Consider the following 15,497-nt stretch of genomic DNA (forward strand, 5'->3'; position numbering starts at 1 on the left):
GGCGCTGGTAAAATTGCCGCTTCCCACCCCTTTATCTGGATCATCATGCCCGGCAATACTTTCGGCAGTTTATTTACCGTTACCAATTTCGGCGAATCGCACGGCCCGGCCATCGGCTGCGTGGTCGATGGCTGCCCTCCGGGGATGGAGCTGTCGGAAGCCGATATCCAGCCCGATCTGGATCGCCGCAAACCGGGCACTTCGCGCCACGTCACGCAACGGCAAGAGCCGGATACGGTCGAAATCCTGTCCGGCGTGTACGAAGGAAAAACCACCGGCACTCCGATTGCCTTATTGATCCGCAACCAGGATCAACGCAGCAAGGATTACGGCAATATCGTCGAAACCTTCCGTCCCGGGCATGCCGATTACACCTACTGGCAAAAATACGGCATCCGCGATCCGCGTGGCGGCGGCCGTTCGTCGGCGCGTCTGACGGCGCCTATCGTCGGCGCTGCGGCGATCGCCAAGAAATGGCTGCAACAACAATACGGCACCACGTTCAAGGGCTGCATGAGCCAGCTGGGCGAAATCCCCATCGCTTTCGAATCGTGGGAGCACGTACGCGAAAACCCGTTCTTTGCCGCCAACAGCAGCCAGATTGCGCAGCTCGAAGCCTACATGGATGCCTTGCGTAAAGACGGCGATTCCTGCGGCGCACGGATCGACGTGGTGGCGTCGAATGTGCCGGTAGGACTGGGCGAACCGTTGTACGACAAACTCGATGCCGAGATCGGCTACGCGATGATGGGCATCAATGCCGTCAAGGGGGTTGAAATCGGCGCCGGCTTTGCCTCGGTCGCGCAAAAGGGTTCGCAGCACGGCGATGAGATCACGCCGCAAGGTTTTCTGTCGAACAACGCCGGCGGCATTCTGGGCGGCATTTCAACCGGCCAGGATATCTCGGTGTCGATTGCGATCAAGCCGACCTCCAGCATCCGCACGCCACGCCAGTCGATCGACAAGCAGGGCAATCCAACCATGGTTGAAACCTTCGGCCGTCACGATCCTTGCGTCGGCATTCGCGCCACGCCGATTGCCGAAGCGATGCTGGCGCTGGTACTGATGGACCACGCCTTGCGCCATCGCGCGCAATGCGGCGACGTGCGGGTAGCGGCGCTGGTCGATCCCAAATAGTTTTGCGCGGCGGCCTTGTCGAGCTGCCTCCGATCTTGCAATGCCTGCCGCCGCGACTCGTTCGCGGCGGTTTTGTTTTCAGCAGCGTCGATTCAGATTGTTCTCAAAATACATGCAGAATTGTTCACAAGTGCGGTGTAATATTCTGAACAGGTTATATGTCAACAGGCCCTAAAGCGAGGCGACATCATGATTGCGACACTTTCGACCGCAGCACTGGCAGGCGGACTATCCTGGGCCAGCGGCATCCGCTTGTATATGGCGCTGTTTATCGCCGGCTGGTTCGGCCGCATGGGCTGGATCGATCTGCCGCAGTCGCTGGACATCTTGCAGTCGCCCTGGGTCATAGTCGTGACCGGTTTGCTGACCGCGATTGAATTCCTGGTGGACAAGGTGCCCGGGCTGGATTCGGTCTGGGATGCGATTCATACCTTCATCCGGATTCCGGCCGGGGCCATCCTTGCAGTCGCCGCGATGGGTCATATGGACCCAGCCTGGAGCACAGTGGCGGCGCTGCTGGGCGGCACTTTTGCTGCGGGCGCACATGCGACCAAGGCAGGCAGTCGCGCCATGATCAACACCACACCCGAACCGTTGAGCAACTGGACCGCATCGTTTGCGGAAGATGGGGCCGTGATCGGCACCCTGTGGGCGGCATTTTTTCATCCGTGGCTGTTGTTTATATTCCTGCTGCTGTTTTTCCTCTTTGCCATTTGGCTGCTACCCAAATTGTGGCGCGGGCTGCGCTGGGTTTTTCATAGGTTGGCTACATGATTTGGATGCAGTCTCTGCGCATGACCCAACGCGACTGGCGTGCGGGTGAACTACGTTTCTTGTTGGTGGCTTTGATCGTTGCCGTGGCGGCGCTGGCGTCGGTGGGATTTTTTGTCGACCGCATGCGGGCCGGCTTGAATCGCGACGCCCACCAGTTGCTCGGCGCGGATTTGCTGATCGCCGCCGACCAGCCTATCGATCCGGCCTGGCGCAGCGAGGCGCAACGACGCGGATTGAAGCTGGCGGAGACGGTGGTGTTCCCCAGCATGGCGATTGCCGGCGAGGGCGACGGCAGCCGGTCGCAACTGGCTTCAATCAAGGCCGTCAGCGCGGGGTATCCGCTGCGCGGCAACTTGAAGCTGGCGGAGCGCCCGGACGGGGTGGAGCGCGTCACCAGGGAGATCCCGGCAGCGGGCACGGTGTGGCTCGATGCCAATATGTTGTCGGCGTTGCGGTTGAGCGTCGGCGATCCGCTCAAACTCGGCGACCGCACGTTCAAGGTGGCACGGATACTGGCGGTTGAACCCGATCGCGGCAGCGGCTTCATCAATTTTGCGCCGCGCGTGATGTTGGTGCTGGCCGATCTGACCTCAACCCATCTGGTCCAGGACGGCTCGCGCGTGACCTATCGTTTGCTGGTCGCCGGTGCACCGCAGCCGGTGCAGGATTTCCAGCAATGGATAGAGAGCGGCATCGCCCGCGATCAGATCAAAGGCGTGCGGATTGAAAACCTGGAAAGCGGCCGCCCCGAAATGCGCGCCACCCTGGATCGCGGCGAGCAGTTCCTGTCGCTGGTCGGCCTGCTGTCGGCGATGCTGGCAGCGGTCGCGGTGGCGATGGCGGCGCGCCGGTTCATGCTGCGTCATCTGGATGCGTGCGCCATGCTGCGCTGCCTGGGCATGACGCAGAATCAGGTGACCCAGTTATACCTGCTGGAATTTGTGCTGATAGGGCTGGTTGGCAGCGTGATCGGCGTGCTGCTCGGCTTCGGCGCGCATTTCATGCTGCTGAAGTTGCTCGGCCAATTCGTTGCTCATGATTTGCCGAACGCCAGCGTCATGCCGGCCTTGCAGGGGCTGGCAACCGGCATGCTGCTGCTGATCGGTTTCGCCCTGCCGCCTATCCTGCAACTGCGCAACGTGCCGCATAACCGCGTGATCCGGCGCGAACAGGATGCGCCGCAGGTCGCGGTGTTGCTCACTTACGGTCTCGGCACGCTGACCTTTGTCGGCTTGCTGCTATGGCAGGCCGGCAATCTGAAGCTGGGTTTGCTGACGGCGCTCGGTTTCCTGGGCGGCTTCGGGCTGTTTGCGCTGATCGGCTGGCTGGCCTTGAAAACGCTGCGCCATTTGCGCCGGCTGTCGCAACACCCCAGCTGGCGCTTCGCGCTGACCGGCTTGCAGCGCCGTCCGGGCGCCACCATCGTGCAGATTGTGGCCTTGGCGCTGGGACTGATGGCCCTGTTGTTGCTGACCGTGATACGCGGCGACCTGGTCGGTGCCTGGCGTCAGGCCACGCCGGCCGATGCGCCGAACCGCTTCGTCATCAATATCCAGACCGAGCAGCGGTCCGACATCACCCAGCGCCTGGTTGCCAATGGCGTGCCGCAGCCGCAGTTGTTCCCGATGATACGCGGCCGTCTGACCCAGGTTAACGCCAAGCCGATTACGCCCGAGACCTATCCCGACGATCGCGCTAAACGCTTGGTTGACCGCGAGTTCAATCTCTCCACCATGCATGACATTCCGGCGCAAAACAGCATCACCGCCGGTCGCTGGTTCAACGATAGCCGGCCGGAAGCGTCGGTCGAAGAAGGCCTGGCCAAGACCTTGAACCTGAAGCTGGGCGACACGCTGCAATTCGACATCGGCGGCCAGCTCGTGAGCGCGCCCATCACCAGCCTGCGCAAGCTGGAGTGGGGTTCGATGCGGGTCAATTTCTTCGTGATCCTGAATCCCAAGCTGATGACCGACATGCCGCAGACCTGGATCACCGCTTTCAAATTGCCGGATGCGCACGTCAATTTCGGCAATCAGCTGACGCGCGATTTCCCCAATCTGACCGTGGTCGATATCGGCAGCGTCATCAAGCAGATCCAGGGCGTGATCGATCAGGTGGTGGCGGCGGTGGAATTCCTGTTCCTGTTCACGCTGGCTTCGGGCGTGCTGGTGCTGTACGCGGCGCTGGTCGGCTCGCAGCATGAACGCACCCGCGAAGCCGGCTTGCTGCGGGCGCTGGGCGCAACCCGCAAGCAATTGTCGCAGGCGCAGCGGATCGAGTTTGTCCTGATCGGCAGCCTGGCCGGCTTGCTGGCGGCCAGCGGCGCGGCTGCCACCGGATGGGCACTGGCGCACTACGTGTTCAGCTTCAGCTGGACCTTCAGCCCGCTGGTGTGGCTGGCCGGGATGGCGACCGGTGCGGCTTGCACCTTGGTCGGCGGCTGGGTCGGGCTGCGCAATGTATTGAACCAGCCGCCGCTGCAAACCTTGCGGGAAGCGTGAAGTATCGCGAGGGTCTTCCGAGACAAACGCATGGACTTCGTGGCCCGCCAAATGGGTTCTTCGAGTAAGCAGAACGCGAAGGAAATTCCAGCTGTCAATTCTGGCTGGTTTCCGCGTGAAAATTTCGACATAGAATCGACAGCATTTCATCTCTTCTCCGCTCGGGAGGGCAATGCGGAGACGTTCCCATTTCCTTGTGCCCATTTCCTTTGATACAGATGCGTCTGCCGACTTTTGCCAGACCCCTGCCTGTTGCTGTGCGTCCCCGTAAAGCGAATTCTTATCCTCCGATGTACTTTGCTTAGGAGTTGTGAACATGACTACCGTCTCTCCCCCTATCCTCGATTCCACCCTGAATCTGCTGACTGCCAGCTCCCACGCCCTGCCTGCGCCGCAGCTGCCCGCGGCCTATAACGGTGTCGGCTTGGGCTGGGATCACCTGCTCGATTCCAAGTGCCCGGTCATCGTCCTGGTGTCCTATCCGAATATGCTTTCGAGCGAAGTGGTTTACCTGTATTGGAACGATGAGTTGGTCCAGACCTTGCCGGGCAGGGAAGACGGTGGCGTTCTGGCCTTTGAGGTATTGCCGATGCAGATTCCGGACGGACCGGCCCAAGTTCGTTATGTGGTGCACGATTCGATTCGACAGACCGACACCACTTCGTCCTCTTTGTCGTTGGTCGTCAAACGCTCGCTGCCGGGAGGCGTTATCCCGGGCCCGCTGGGCGACATCAATCATTACTTGGCCGTGCCCGCGGGGCTGCCGGCATTGATCACGCCGGAACTGGCGGCCAAGGGCATCCCGGTGCAGATCGCGTCGTATCTGAACATGGCCGAGGGCGACACCATCCAGCTGAGCTGGCATGGACACCTGCCGCGCTTGACGCATACGGTAGAGCGCGACGAAGTGGGTCGGGCGATGACGATAGAGGTGCCTGAGGCAGTGATTCTGGCGGTGGGCGACACGACCGATCTGGCGGTGCGTTACGAGATTCGGGATCAGGCCAATAATTGGTCGGGCTGGTCGCAGCATGCCACCGGCGCGGTCGAGATTGACTGCAACGCACTGGCGCCACCGCGGGTGGTGGATGCGATTGATGGCGTCATCGATGTGCATGGACTCAATGGCAAAAACGTCACGGTACGTATCCCGGCCTATGCCGACGTGGCGAAGGGCGATCTGATCGCGCTTACTTGGGCGGGGCAAACGGCAGGCGGCAGTGCAGTGGCGCCGGCGGTGGTGGAGCACACGGTCACGCAGGACGATGTTGAATTCGGCGTTGCGCCGTTGTCGATCGCGTATGCCTATGTCGCCGACACTGCGCAAGGACAGGCGACGGTGCATTACAGCGTGAAGCGTTACGGTGCGCCGGAACGGACATCGGGGCGAGTGCTGGTGCGCACTGTTGACCCGACGTGCAGGCTGGCGCCGCCGCGGGTGCTAGAAGCGGTGGACGGAGAACTGGACCCGTCCCGGGTGCCGGCCGTCGGGGCCACGGTCGAGATCGATGCCTACGCAGGCATGGCCGCTGGCGACGTGGTGCGGCTGAATTGGCTGGGACGCGCGGCCGACCATGTGGCGTATCCCATCGACGAGTCCAAGTTTATCTATGGCTCCACTGTCGGTTTGCCGGTGTACTTTGTGGTGCCCAAGGATCAGGTGGAGCGGTTGGCGGGTGGCTCGCTGACGGTCAGCTACACCGTGATCACCTGCACGAATGCGGAACTGACGTCGCCGGAGTTGAAGCTGCAGGTCAAGGCGGCAGAGGCGCAGGCGCTGTTGCCGTTGCCGACGGTCGATGGCGCGGTGGATGGCGTCCTGGATCCATACAATGTGCCCAACGGCACTACACTGCGCATACCTGCCTCGGCCCACACGCGGGCTGGCGAGACGGTGCGGGTGTTCTGGACCGGACGGACCAATAATATTGGCGTCGACAGTTTCACCGATTGCTTCCCGGTCAGCGCCGGAACCGCGGGCAAGGAACTGCCTTTCCCGGTTGCGCTCAAGTACATCACGGCCAATATCGGTACTGAAGTGACGGTGCGCTACCAGCTCGAACTGGGGCACAAGGTATGCTCATCGCCGGTCTTGTCTTTGTATATCGGCTACGTTGCAACCATGCCTTTACCTGCACCCAGCATCGATGAAGCGCGGGGCGACAAGCTCGATCCGGCCGACACGCCGTTTGGCGCGACGGTGCGCATTGGGGCCGGGGCGCATCTGAAAACCGGCGACAAAGTCGTTGTGTACTGGAAGGGAACGCCAGGGCCGGGCACTACTAGCGTGCACCATACGGTGACGAGGGACGAGGCGGGTCTGGCCCTGAAGCTGATCGTGCCGGCTAAAGTGGTGCAGGCGGACGACGGTCATACCATCACACTGGACTACACCGTTAAGCGCGGCAACAATCCGATTCAAACTTCGTTTCCGGCGGCGTACGACGTCGGCTCGTATCTCGGCGCCGGTCAGTTGTTGGTGATGGGGGCGCGCTCTTCGGCGCCCGGATTTGCCTTCCTCCCGGGAAGCAAGCAGCAGTTGACGGCGTTCGATGCGCGCACCCGGCTACCCGTCGCGGCCTTCTGGAAATACGCGGGAGAGCCGGGAGAGCCGGGGGAGTACCACGGGTCGACCTTCCGCGACACCCAGCCGGCGCGGCCGCTGCATGTGCGGTTGGGTGCTGGCCGGGTGACAGTGAATCCAAAGAATCTGACGGGGACTGGCAACGGCAGCGCCGATGCCTTCGTGGCGCGGCTGGATCGGGGCGATCTTGTGGCTTGGGGAACCGTCGGTTATGGCGGTAAATTGGATCCGAGCATTTCAACGATGACCGATATTGTGGAGGCGGTCGGCAACGGTTATGCCTTTGCAGCGCGACGGAACAACGGTAGCGTGGTGGCCTGGGGGCTGGCTACAGCTGGCGGCAATACGGATACGGGTACGAGCGTTTCGAAGCTGACCGATATTGTCGAGGTGGTCGGCAACCCCCAAGCTTTTGCGGCGCGACGGGCCAATGGCAGCGTGGTGGCTTGGGGAGCCGCCGGTTATGGGGGCAACCCGGACACGAGCATTTCGAATCTGACCGATATTGTCGAGGTGGTCGGCAACGGTTTTGCCTTTGCAGCGCGACGAGCCAACGGCAGCGTGGTGGCCTGGGGGCACGCTACGTATGGCGGCAAACCGGACACGAGCATTTCGGATCTGACCGATATTGTCGAGGTGGTCGGCAACGGTTTTGCCTTTGCAGCGCGACGGGCCAATGGCAGCGTGGTGGCTTGGGGAGAAGCCACTTATGGGGGCAAGCCGGGCACGAGCATTTCGAATCTGACCGATATTGTGGAGGTGGCCGGCAACGGCGGTGCCTTTGCAGCGCGACGGGCCAACGGCAGCGTGGTGGTCTGGGGGCACGATTCATATGGCGGCAAGATCGACACGAGCATTTCGAATCTGACCGATATTGTCGACGTGGTCGGCAACGTTTTTGCCTTTGCAGCGCGACGGGCCAATGGCACCGTGGTGGCCTGGGGGAACACTGGATATGGCGGCGATCTAGGCTCCACCATTCCGACGATGACCGACATTGTCCAGGTGGTGGGTAACGGCTATGCCTTCGCAGCGCTGCGGGCCAATGGCACCGTGGTGGCTTGGGGCGGTGCCGTTTACGGCGGCACCATACCCCGGGCGATTGTTGAGCAGCTGAAGAATGTGCGGGCCGTCTACGCTAATAGTGTCGCTTTTGTAGCGCTGACCGACGACAAGCGCATAGTGACCTGGGGAGTGGACGGTAGCGGTGGCAACAGCGGCAGCGTCAGCGGCCAGATCGACGGCCAGATCTCCTACGAAGCTACGCCGGCTTCTCGCTGCATTCGTCATCAATTCGCAGCGATTGGCGCTGAGGTGGGTGCCGAGGTCAGCACTGAGGTGGTGGAAATCGCGTAGCGTCATCACGCAGTTCCAGGGGGATCGAACAGGTGGTTTCTGAAGTGCCAGGTCGATCTTTCGAGGTGTCACTACCTATCTTCAGAAGGTCGATATCGACCCTTTTAGCATCGACACTGCCCTTGTTTGGGGCGGTGCCGATGCTTTTTGCATAGCCATCTGGCCAGCGGCGCGGCCGCCACCGGATGGGCACTGGCGCATATGTCTTCAGCTTCAGCTGGACCTTCAGCCCGCTGGTGTGGCTGGCCGGGATGACGACTGGTGCGGTTTGCACCTTGGTCGGCGGCTGGGTCGGGCTGCGCAATGTATTGAACCAGCCGCCGCTGCAAACTCTGCGCGAGGCGTAATCGACGATCCGGCAACCCACTTGAAATTTCGAAACGCCCTTGAAAACGAACCGAGTTTGTTGGTGGGCACCTGGGTCACGCCCGAGGTGACGGCGTTTCTTGGCAAAGCGATGGTCAGTCTTAGTACGGCTTAAGCGCAGTGTTGGTTGGGCTGCAAAGCCCAACCGTTATGCGTAGGTCGGAAAAGCGCAGCGTCTTCCGACGTTGGATGCATCGCCGAAAAGAGCCAAGGGCTTGACCGGCTGATGCGATTCACGCCGTCGGAAGGCGCTGCGCTTTTCCGACCTACTTGACTTAACGACGCTCTTTCAAGTGCTTGGCATTGCGACGCTCGATATCCGCAGCGGCCTGTTCCGCCAGATCGCTGCAAGCGTCGATCGCAAACAACATCAACCGCTCGCGGGCGGTGACGCTCAGCAGCGGCGGCTGCGCCGGATCGGCATAAATGCCGCTGGCCAGGTCGGTGGCGTGGATCAGTTCCAGACAGGTTTGGATGCCCAAGCAGTAGTTCTTGGTCTTGGATGAGCGTAGCGCGTCCGCATCGTGCCGTAGCGCCTCGACCAGCCAGGAGAACGGCTTGTGCAGGGCTTCGGGTTCAGATGTATCGCTTACAGGTGGGAAGATATAGGTTTGGTCCGGCTTTTTGGCGTAGGTCATGCGGGCTCCTCTTACGGTGAATTTTCCGCCCTTCGCCGGCTGACGAAGGAGGCGGGCACAACGTAGGGGTCAGAAACCGGCGTGTGAGTACCATTAACCGGCATGCCCGAAGGCATCCCTAGCAGGCCCGCCATAGAAGACGCGCATGATAGGGGCAGACGAAAAAAAACCGCTCGGGAGCGGCTGTCTGCCCGGTACTACACACAACACTGGTTCTGACACCAGGCCGCTTTGTCTCGCGGCTTAAGGAAGATAGCGCAGTTTTTCTTGAAATTCAAACACTATTTGCCGGGGTAGTGCGTTTGCATTCGGTCGTTCGTTGGCCTAGACCAAGATGATATGTTGCAAGACGATTTAAGAATTTCACCAATTGCCAATTGTGTATCTCCTGACTAGCATCCCGAATCTTGACAACCGATCAACGATTCACGCGCGAGACATGATGAGCGCACAGGAGAAACTAAATGGCAAAAGAAGCGGCAAGAGTCGGCGACCCGCTGTCGCACGGCGGCAGCATCACCAAAGGATCATCCAATGTCTTCATCAACGGCAAACCGGCCGCTTACGTCACCAGCGAAGCCGCGTGCAGCGCCGACGGCAAGCAAACCATCAGCAAAGGCTCGGCCACCGTCTTCATCAATGGCAAGCCCGCCGTCCGCGTCAACGACACGGCATCCTGCGGCGCGACGGTGACCAGCGGTTCGTCGAATGTGTTTATCGGCGATGGCGGCAGCCCGATCCACCCGGACGTAGCTGCGTATATTCTGTCGCGGCAGCAGACGCCGATGAGTTTTGCGGAACTGGCGGCATTGCTTGGCGTGGTGCCGTTCGGGATGGAGAGGGTCAGTGCGGCAGACTGCTTCGATGAACAAGTGCATCTGTTGCGCTCTGGCGGTTCGGCTGGGCTGCCTTTCTTCATCGAAACCGCAGACGGACGGCAGTTCAGCGGACAACTCGATGCCGAAGGCAAATTGCCGCGCGTGGCGACCGAGGGTCTTGAAAACTACGACATTTATTGGGGCGACGATGCCCTGGCGAAGGGTTAAACATGCCGAATACCATCCCTGCGGCAGGCCGGCGTTCAATCCCAACCAACAATATCAAAGGCTCGGTGCTCACGCTTCATATCCAGGCGATCACATTCCAGCAGCTATGGGACAACTACGTCACCGGCAATCCTTACGACGATCCTGCCGGAACGCATAAGAATCAATGCGCGATTCGCATGAGCGCGACCTTGCACCGGGCCGGCATCGACATGAAATCGTTTTCGCAGAAAGTAGTCAAGCCAGCAAAAGGGAAGGCCACCATCGGCCGCATTCTGTTGAATGGCAAAGCGACGTCGACTCGCGCCAATGAAATGGCGCAGTGGCTCAGTTTGAGACCGTTTGAAGGCTTGCCCGCTAAACCGGAAGATATCACCGGGGCGGATTGGGAAGGCAAGGTGGCAGGGCGCACCGGGATCATATTTTTTGACGGGTATTGGCAGCAGGATGGAGACTCTTCCGACAATCTCTCTGGCGGACACATTGATCTTTGGAATGGGGAGCGACTCACCATCTCGGGATTTTGGGGGAGCTTCTCAACGATGGGCAGATATGTCGGCATGCAAGCCATGCTTCCGGGGACGAATTTTGGATGGTCGGATCTTGGGAAGTCTAAAAAAATACTATTTTGGGAGATTCCATAGTGAAGCGGATTGCAGTGACGATTGGATTTTTTCTGTTCGGATTCGTTAGCTTCTGTTTGTGGGCAAAAGCGGATTCATATTTTTGTGATTTTTATCCAAAACTATGTGCATCCCCGTCGGGTGGATGCTATGAGATCGATCATTGCCCGATTTCTTTTTTGAGAGGAGCCGGAATATTGGCGATGATATTCGGAGCGCCAATTGTTTTTGGTATCGGGGCATTTCTATTTTCAAAATTAAAAAGGACGATGGTGAAGTGGCTAGCGTTTACTGCTTTTATGATTCTCATCCATGGAGTTTGTGTAGCTGCTTTAAGAATAGTGTCAGCAGTAGGTTTTTTCTGACATGAAGGTCACGCACTTCAAAAGCGGTTTCTGTAGAGCGAACCTCAAGCGGCATGCGTTATCATTCTGCCCCATGACTACAGAACACAATCTCTCCCCTAACGCTGTTGATGACGCACAGCAAGCCAGCATCTACGACCTGATCGGCGGCGCTGCCAAATTACGCGAACTGGTTGACCGCTTTTACGACCTGATGGACCTGGAGCCGCAATTTGCCGTGATCCGGGCTCTGCATCCGACCACGCTGGATGGTTCGCGCGATAAGTTTTACTGGTTCCTGTCGGGCTGGAGCGGCGGCCCCGATCTGTATATCGAGCGCTTCGGCCATCCGCGCCTGCGGGCCCGCCATTTGCCGTATGCGATTGCCAGCCCCGAGCGCGACCAATGGCTGCGCTGCATGGCGCTGGCGATGCAGGATGTCGGCATGCAAGAGTGGCTGCAGGAACGCCTGCTGACCTCGTTCTTCCAGACCGCCGACTGGATGCGCAATAAAGCCGATCCGCAGCCCGCACAATAATTTTCAAACGCCCTCATGACCCAAACAGAATTGCTCATCGTGTTATTTGCCGCAGCCGTCATCATCGTGCTGCAAATCGTCGCCATCGTGCGCGGCAGCCGCAGCGTCGACCTGACGCCCCAACTGATTCAATTGCAGAACGATCTGCAGCGTCACCAGCAAGACCTCGGCGAACGCCATCAGCGCGAACTGCGCAGCGAGGTGCAAACCAGCGCCCAAAGCACGCGCCAGGAACTGGGCAGCAATTTCGGCCAGTTCCAGCAAACGCTGGCGGCGCAAATGACCAGCGTCGCCACCTTGCAAAACAACCAGATGGATACGTTTGCGCAGCAGCTGGTGAAGCTCAATGAAACCAATGCGCAGCAGCTCGACAGCATGCGGCTGGCGATGAACCAGCAGGCGCAGACCAGCCGCGAAGAGCAGGCGCAATCGCTGAAGCGTTTCGGCGACACGCTGAACCAGACGCTGGCGGCGTTGACCGAATCGAATGCGCAGCGCATGGCCGAGGTGCGGGCGACGCTGGAAGCCAAGATCAAGGATCTGCAAACCGATAACGGCATGCGCCTGGAAGAAATGCGCAAGACGGTCGACGAAAAGCTGCACGCGACGCTGGAGCAGCGGCTAGGCGAATCGTTCAAGATCGTTTCCGATCAGCTCGAAAACGTGCATAAGGGCTTGGGCGATATGCAGCAGCTGGCGATCGGCGTCGGCGACCTGAAGCGCGTGCTGACCAACGTCAAAACCCGCGGCACCTGGGGTGAAGTGCAACTGGAAATGCTGCTGGAACAGGTGCTGACGCCGGAGCAATACGCGAAGAATGTCGAAACCGTTCCCGGCAGCGGCGAGCGGGTCGAGTTTGCGATCAAGCTGCCCGGCAACGAGGACGGCAATACGCCGGTATGGATGCCGATCGACGCCAAGTTCCCGAAAGAACAGTACGAACGTCTGGCCGAAGCGGCCGACCGTGCCGATGCCGACGGCGTGGCGCAGGCGGCCAAGGAGCTGGAGCGCGCAGTGCGCGGCGAAGCCAAAACCATCGCCGAAAAATACCTGTCGCCGCCACTCACTACCGACTTTGCGATCCTGTTCCTGCCGACCGAAGGCTTGTACGCCGAAGTGATGCGTCGCCCCGGGTTGGCCGACGATTTGCAGCGCGCGCACCGGGTCAGCATTGCCGGGCCATCGACCTTGTCGGCGCTGTTGAACAGCCTGCAAATGGGATTCCGCACCTTGGCGCTGGAAAAACGTTCGTCGGAAGTATGGCAAGTGCTGGGCGCGGTCAAGACCGAGTTCGGCAAATTCGGCGACGTGCTGGCGGCGACCAAATTGACGCTGGAACGGGCCGCCAAAAATATCGATCAGGCCGAAGTGCGCAGCCGCCAGATGGCGCGCAAATTGAAATCGGTGGAGGCCTTGCCGAGCGACGCGGCCCAGGCTTTACTGGGCAAAGAGCCGGAACTGCTGGCGGACGACGAAAGCTGAAATCGGCTCAGTAAACATCGCTTGGCGATGGACAGGGCATTGCAAACGGCGGCCTGCCGGGCTGCCGAACCACCTCCACCTTTATCCCAAGACAGGCCTGCACCAGATCAGGCGTCATGGTCGTGGCCGGACTACCCTGCGCCAGCAAATCGCCATCGGCCAGCCAGGCGATTTGATCGGCGTAGCGGGCGGCCAGATTGGGGTCGTGCATGATTGCCAGTACGCCGATATTCCACTCTCCGGCCAAGCACCGCAGCGTCGTCAGCAGCTGGTGCTGATGCGCCAGATCCAATGCTGCGGTCGGCTCATCCAGCAGCAGATAACGGGGCGGCAAGCCGGATTCATCCGCTACATGCCGAGGACGCAATTGCGCCAGGACGCGAGCCAATTGCACGCGCGCCAGTTCGCCGCCGGACAAGGTGGTGACGTCGCGTTCCGCCAGTTGTGCGGCGCCCGCCAACGCCAGTGCCTCGACCGCAATCATGCGCTCGCCGAGGTCGTTGCCGCCGTTGTGCGGATAACATCCCAGCAGCACGATTTCCAGCGCGCTGAACGGAAAGGCGAATTGCACGCTTTGCGGCAATACCGCCCGCATCCGCGCCAGCGCTTGCGGCGTCAGGCCGGCGAGCGATGTGCCGTTGAGCGAGACCGCACCCGCCAGTTGTGCGCCGCCGGTTTGCAACAGACCATGAAATTCGCCGGACATGGCTTTCAGCAGCGTGCTTTTACCGGCGCCGTTGCGTCCCAGCAGGGCAACGATTTGGCCCGGCGGGATATGCAGATTCAGATTGCGCAGAATGATTGCATTGCCGCGCCGGACTGTCAGTTCTTTTGTCATCAGCATATAGGCACCTCTAAAAACCTATTCAAAATCTGTAACGGCCTGTAGGGCGGATGAGCGCAGCGTTATCCGCCGATGGATGTGCCACAGGTGTTTGACGCATCCAGAACGGCGGAAGGCGCTACGCTTTTCCGCCCTACTTACTACGGTTTCCATATGTGTCCCTCGTTAAAGACCCAGTTGTGCGCGCCGACGCCACAACAGCACAAGAAAGAACGGACCGCCCAGCAGCGCAGTCAGGATTCCCAGCGGCATCTCGGCCGGGGCGGCGACGGTGCGCGCCGCCAGGTCGGCGGCCAAGGTCAGTACCGCGCCGAACAGCAGCGCGCCGGGCAACACCACCCGCTGGTCGGGACCGCAGGCCAGGCGGATGCAGTGCGGCGCGACCAGGCCGATGAAACCGATGGTGCCGGTGCAGGCCACCAGCGCGCCGACGCACAGTGCGCTGGCGATCAATACCTGACGCTTGATGGCTTGCACCGGCACTCCCAGGTGCATGGCTTCCGCCTCGCCCAGCAGCATGGCGTTGAGGGCGGCGGAATGGCGCGCCAGCGCCGCTACGCTGAGCAGCACGACCGGGCCTGCCACCGCCAGCAGCGGCCATTGGGCGCCGGCCAGGCTGCCGAGATTCCAGAAGGTCAGGGTGCGCAACTGATCGTCGCTGGCGACATAGATCAACAGGCCGATCGCCGCGCCGACCACGGCGTTGATCGCGATCCCTGCCAGCAGCAGCAACGGCAGCGCCAGGCGGCCGCGCGTCGCCGCGATCCGATACACCAGCAGCGCGACTGCCAGCGCGCCGGCGAAAGCGGCCAGCATGGTCGCGTAAATCCCCACCGCCCGCAACGCATCGGGCCACAGTGCATTGCCCAGCACGATGGTCAGTGCCGCGCCGAGCGCCGCGCCGCTAGACACGCCGATCAGGCCGGGATCGGCCAGCGGATTGCGAAACAGCGCCTGCATGGCGCTGCCGGCGGCGCCGAAGCCGCAGCCCACCAGCACCGCCAGCAGTATCCGCGGCAAGCGGATGTCGAGCAGCACCGAGCGCATCTGGGCATAGTCCGCATCCAGCTCCGCACCCGGCCACAGCAGCATCGGCAGCCGCCACGGATCCAGCCGGTAGGCGCCGAGCGCCGCGCACAGCAAGACTGTGGCGCCCAGCAATAGCGCCAGACCGACCAGGACCAGGCGCTGCCGCTTTTTTCGCGACGGCACGGAATGCTCAGGCACGGCGGCCATTGGGGTGGACATCGTGGATGACATCAGA

11 protein-coding genes and 1 pseudogene are annotated in these 15,497 nt (G+C 60.8%); 9 read left to right on the forward strand and 3 right to left on the reverse strand.

Translation table 11 applies throughout. The features are described from left to right. The first annotated feature begins 45 nt into the window (after window positions 1–45). From aroC to ACFPM8_RS14300, 5 genes and pseudogenes are all read left to right on the forward strand, one after another. Window positions 46–1,137, forward strand: a complete 1,092-nt coding sequence (aroC, locus tag ACFPM8_RS14280; RefSeq protein ID WP_378998230.1) for a chorismate synthase — start codon at window positions 46–48, stop codon at window positions 1,135–1,137. 189 nt (window positions 1,138–1,326) lie between these two features. Then, complete coding sequence (locus ACFPM8_RS14285; RefSeq protein WP_378998231.1) at window positions 1,327–1,911, forward strand: DUF4126 domain-containing protein; 585 nt, start codon at window positions 1,327–1,329, stop codon at window positions 1,909–1,911. A 20-nt stretch (window positions 1,912–1,931) separates the two neighbouring features. Continuing rightward, on the forward strand, window positions 1,932–4,412 hold the full coding sequence (locus ACFPM8_RS14290; RefSeq protein WP_378998232.1) for an ABC transporter permease: 2,481 nt from the start codon (window positions 1,932–1,934) through the stop codon (window positions 4,410–4,412). Between the two features lie 316 nt (window positions 4,413–4,728). Further along, a complete protein-coding gene (locus ACFPM8_RS14295) occupies window positions 4,729–8,352 on the forward strand; it encodes an RCC1 domain-containing protein (protein ID WP_378998233.1) in 3,624 nt (1,207 codons plus the stop codon). Between the two features lie 162 nt (window positions 8,353–8,514). Next, a pseudogene (locus ACFPM8_RS14300) lies at window positions 8,515–8,699 on the forward strand (hypothetical protein); the annotation flags it as partial. A gap of 294 nt (window positions 8,700–8,993) precedes the next feature. On the opposite strand, the gene ACFPM8_RS14305 reads toward ACFPM8_RS14300, so the two are convergent. Beyond that, window positions 8,994–9,356: a hypothetical protein gene (locus ACFPM8_RS14305; protein ID WP_378998234.1), complete on the reverse strand. Its 363-nt coding sequence runs from the start codon at window positions 9,354–9,356 to the stop codon at window positions 8,994–8,996. Window positions 9,357–9,820: 464 nt separating this feature from the next. On the opposite strand from ACFPM8_RS14305, the gene ACFPM8_RS14310 reads away from it, so the two are divergent. From ACFPM8_RS14310 to ACFPM8_RS14325, 4 genes are all read left to right on the forward strand, one after another. Continuing rightward, on the forward strand, window positions 9,821–10,402 hold the full coding sequence (locus tag ACFPM8_RS14310; protein ID WP_378998235.1) for a PAAR domain-containing protein: 582 nt from the start codon (window positions 9,821–9,823) through the stop codon (window positions 10,400–10,402). 2 nt (window positions 10,403–10,404) lie between these two features. Then, a complete protein-coding gene (locus ACFPM8_RS14315; RefSeq protein ID WP_378998236.1) occupies window positions 10,405–11,046 on the forward strand; it encodes a type VI secretion system amidase effector protein Tae4 in 642 nt (213 codons plus the stop codon). A gap of 417 nt (window positions 11,047–11,463) precedes the next feature. After that, complete coding sequence (locus ACFPM8_RS14320) at window positions 11,464–11,907, forward strand: group II truncated hemoglobin (protein ID WP_378998237.1); 444 nt, start codon at window positions 11,464–11,466, stop codon at window positions 11,905–11,907. A 15-nt stretch (window positions 11,908–11,922) separates the two neighbouring features. Continuing rightward, on the forward strand, window positions 11,923–13,389 hold the full coding sequence (locus tag ACFPM8_RS14325) for a DNA recombination protein RmuC (protein WP_378998238.1): 1,467 nt from the start codon (window positions 11,923–11,925) through the stop codon (window positions 13,387–13,389). A gap of 7 nt (window positions 13,390–13,396) precedes the next feature. On the opposite strand, the gene ACFPM8_RS14330 is transcribed toward ACFPM8_RS14325, so the two are convergent. Beyond that, on the reverse strand, window positions 13,397–14,233 hold the full coding sequence (locus ACFPM8_RS14330) for an ATP-binding cassette domain-containing protein (RefSeq protein WP_378998239.1): 837 nt from the start codon (window positions 14,231–14,233) through the stop codon (window positions 13,397–13,399). A gap of 165 nt (window positions 14,234–14,398) precedes the next feature. Beyond that, a complete protein-coding gene (locus ACFPM8_RS14335) occupies window positions 14,399–15,469 on the reverse strand; it encodes a FecCD family ABC transporter permease (RefSeq protein ID WP_417629165.1) in 1,071 nt (356 codons plus the stop codon). Window positions 15,470–15,497: the final 28 nt, after the last annotated feature.

It is taken from the genome of Paraherbaspirillum soli, from assembly GCF_042654985.1.
GTDB classification, from domain to species: Bacteria; Pseudomonadota; Gammaproteobacteria; order Burkholderiales; family Burkholderiaceae_D; genus Paraherbaspirillum; species Paraherbaspirillum soli.

Excerpts from the sequence above, each read along its gene's own strand:
- aroC (WP_378998230.1), top strand. The coding sequence starts at position 46 with ATGCCCGGCAATACTTTCGGCAGTTTATTTACCGTTACCAATTTCGGC.
- ACFPM8_RS14285 (WP_378998231.1), top strand. The coding sequence starts at position 1,327 with ATGATTGCGACACTTTCGACCGCAGCACTGGCAGGCGGACTATCCTGG.
- ACFPM8_RS14290 (WP_378998232.1), top strand. The coding sequence starts at position 1,932 with ATGACCCAACGCGACTGGCGTGCGGGTGAACTACGTTTCTTGTTGGTG.
- ACFPM8_RS14295 (WP_378998233.1), top strand. The coding sequence starts at position 4,729 with ATGACTACCGTCTCTCCCCCTATCCTCGATTCCACCCTGAATCTGCTG.
- ACFPM8_RS14305 (WP_378998234.1), bottom strand. The coding sequence starts at position 9,356 with ATGACCTACGCCAAAAAGCCGGACCAAACCTATATCTTCCCACCTGTA.
- ACFPM8_RS14310 (WP_378998235.1), top strand. The coding sequence starts at position 9,821 with ATGGCAAAAGAAGCGGCAAGAGTCGGCGACCCGCTGTCGCACGGCGGC.
- ACFPM8_RS14315 (WP_378998236.1), top strand. The coding sequence starts at position 10,405 with ATGCCGAATACCATCCCTGCGGCAGGCCGGCGTTCAATCCCAACCAAC.
- ACFPM8_RS14320 (WP_378998237.1), top strand. The coding sequence starts at position 11,464 with ATGACTACAGAACACAATCTCTCCCCTAACGCTGTTGATGACGCACAG.
- ACFPM8_RS14325 (WP_378998238.1), top strand. The coding sequence starts at position 11,923 with ATGACCCAAACAGAATTGCTCATCGTGTTATTTGCCGCAGCCGTCATC.
- ACFPM8_RS14330 (WP_378998239.1), bottom strand. The coding sequence starts at position 14,233 with ATGCTGATGACAAAAGAACTGACAGTCCGGCGCGGCAATGCAATCATT.
- ACFPM8_RS14335 (WP_417629165.1), bottom strand. The coding sequence starts at position 15,469 with ATGGCCGCCGTGCCTGAGCATTCCGTGCCGTCGCGAAAAAAGCGGCAG.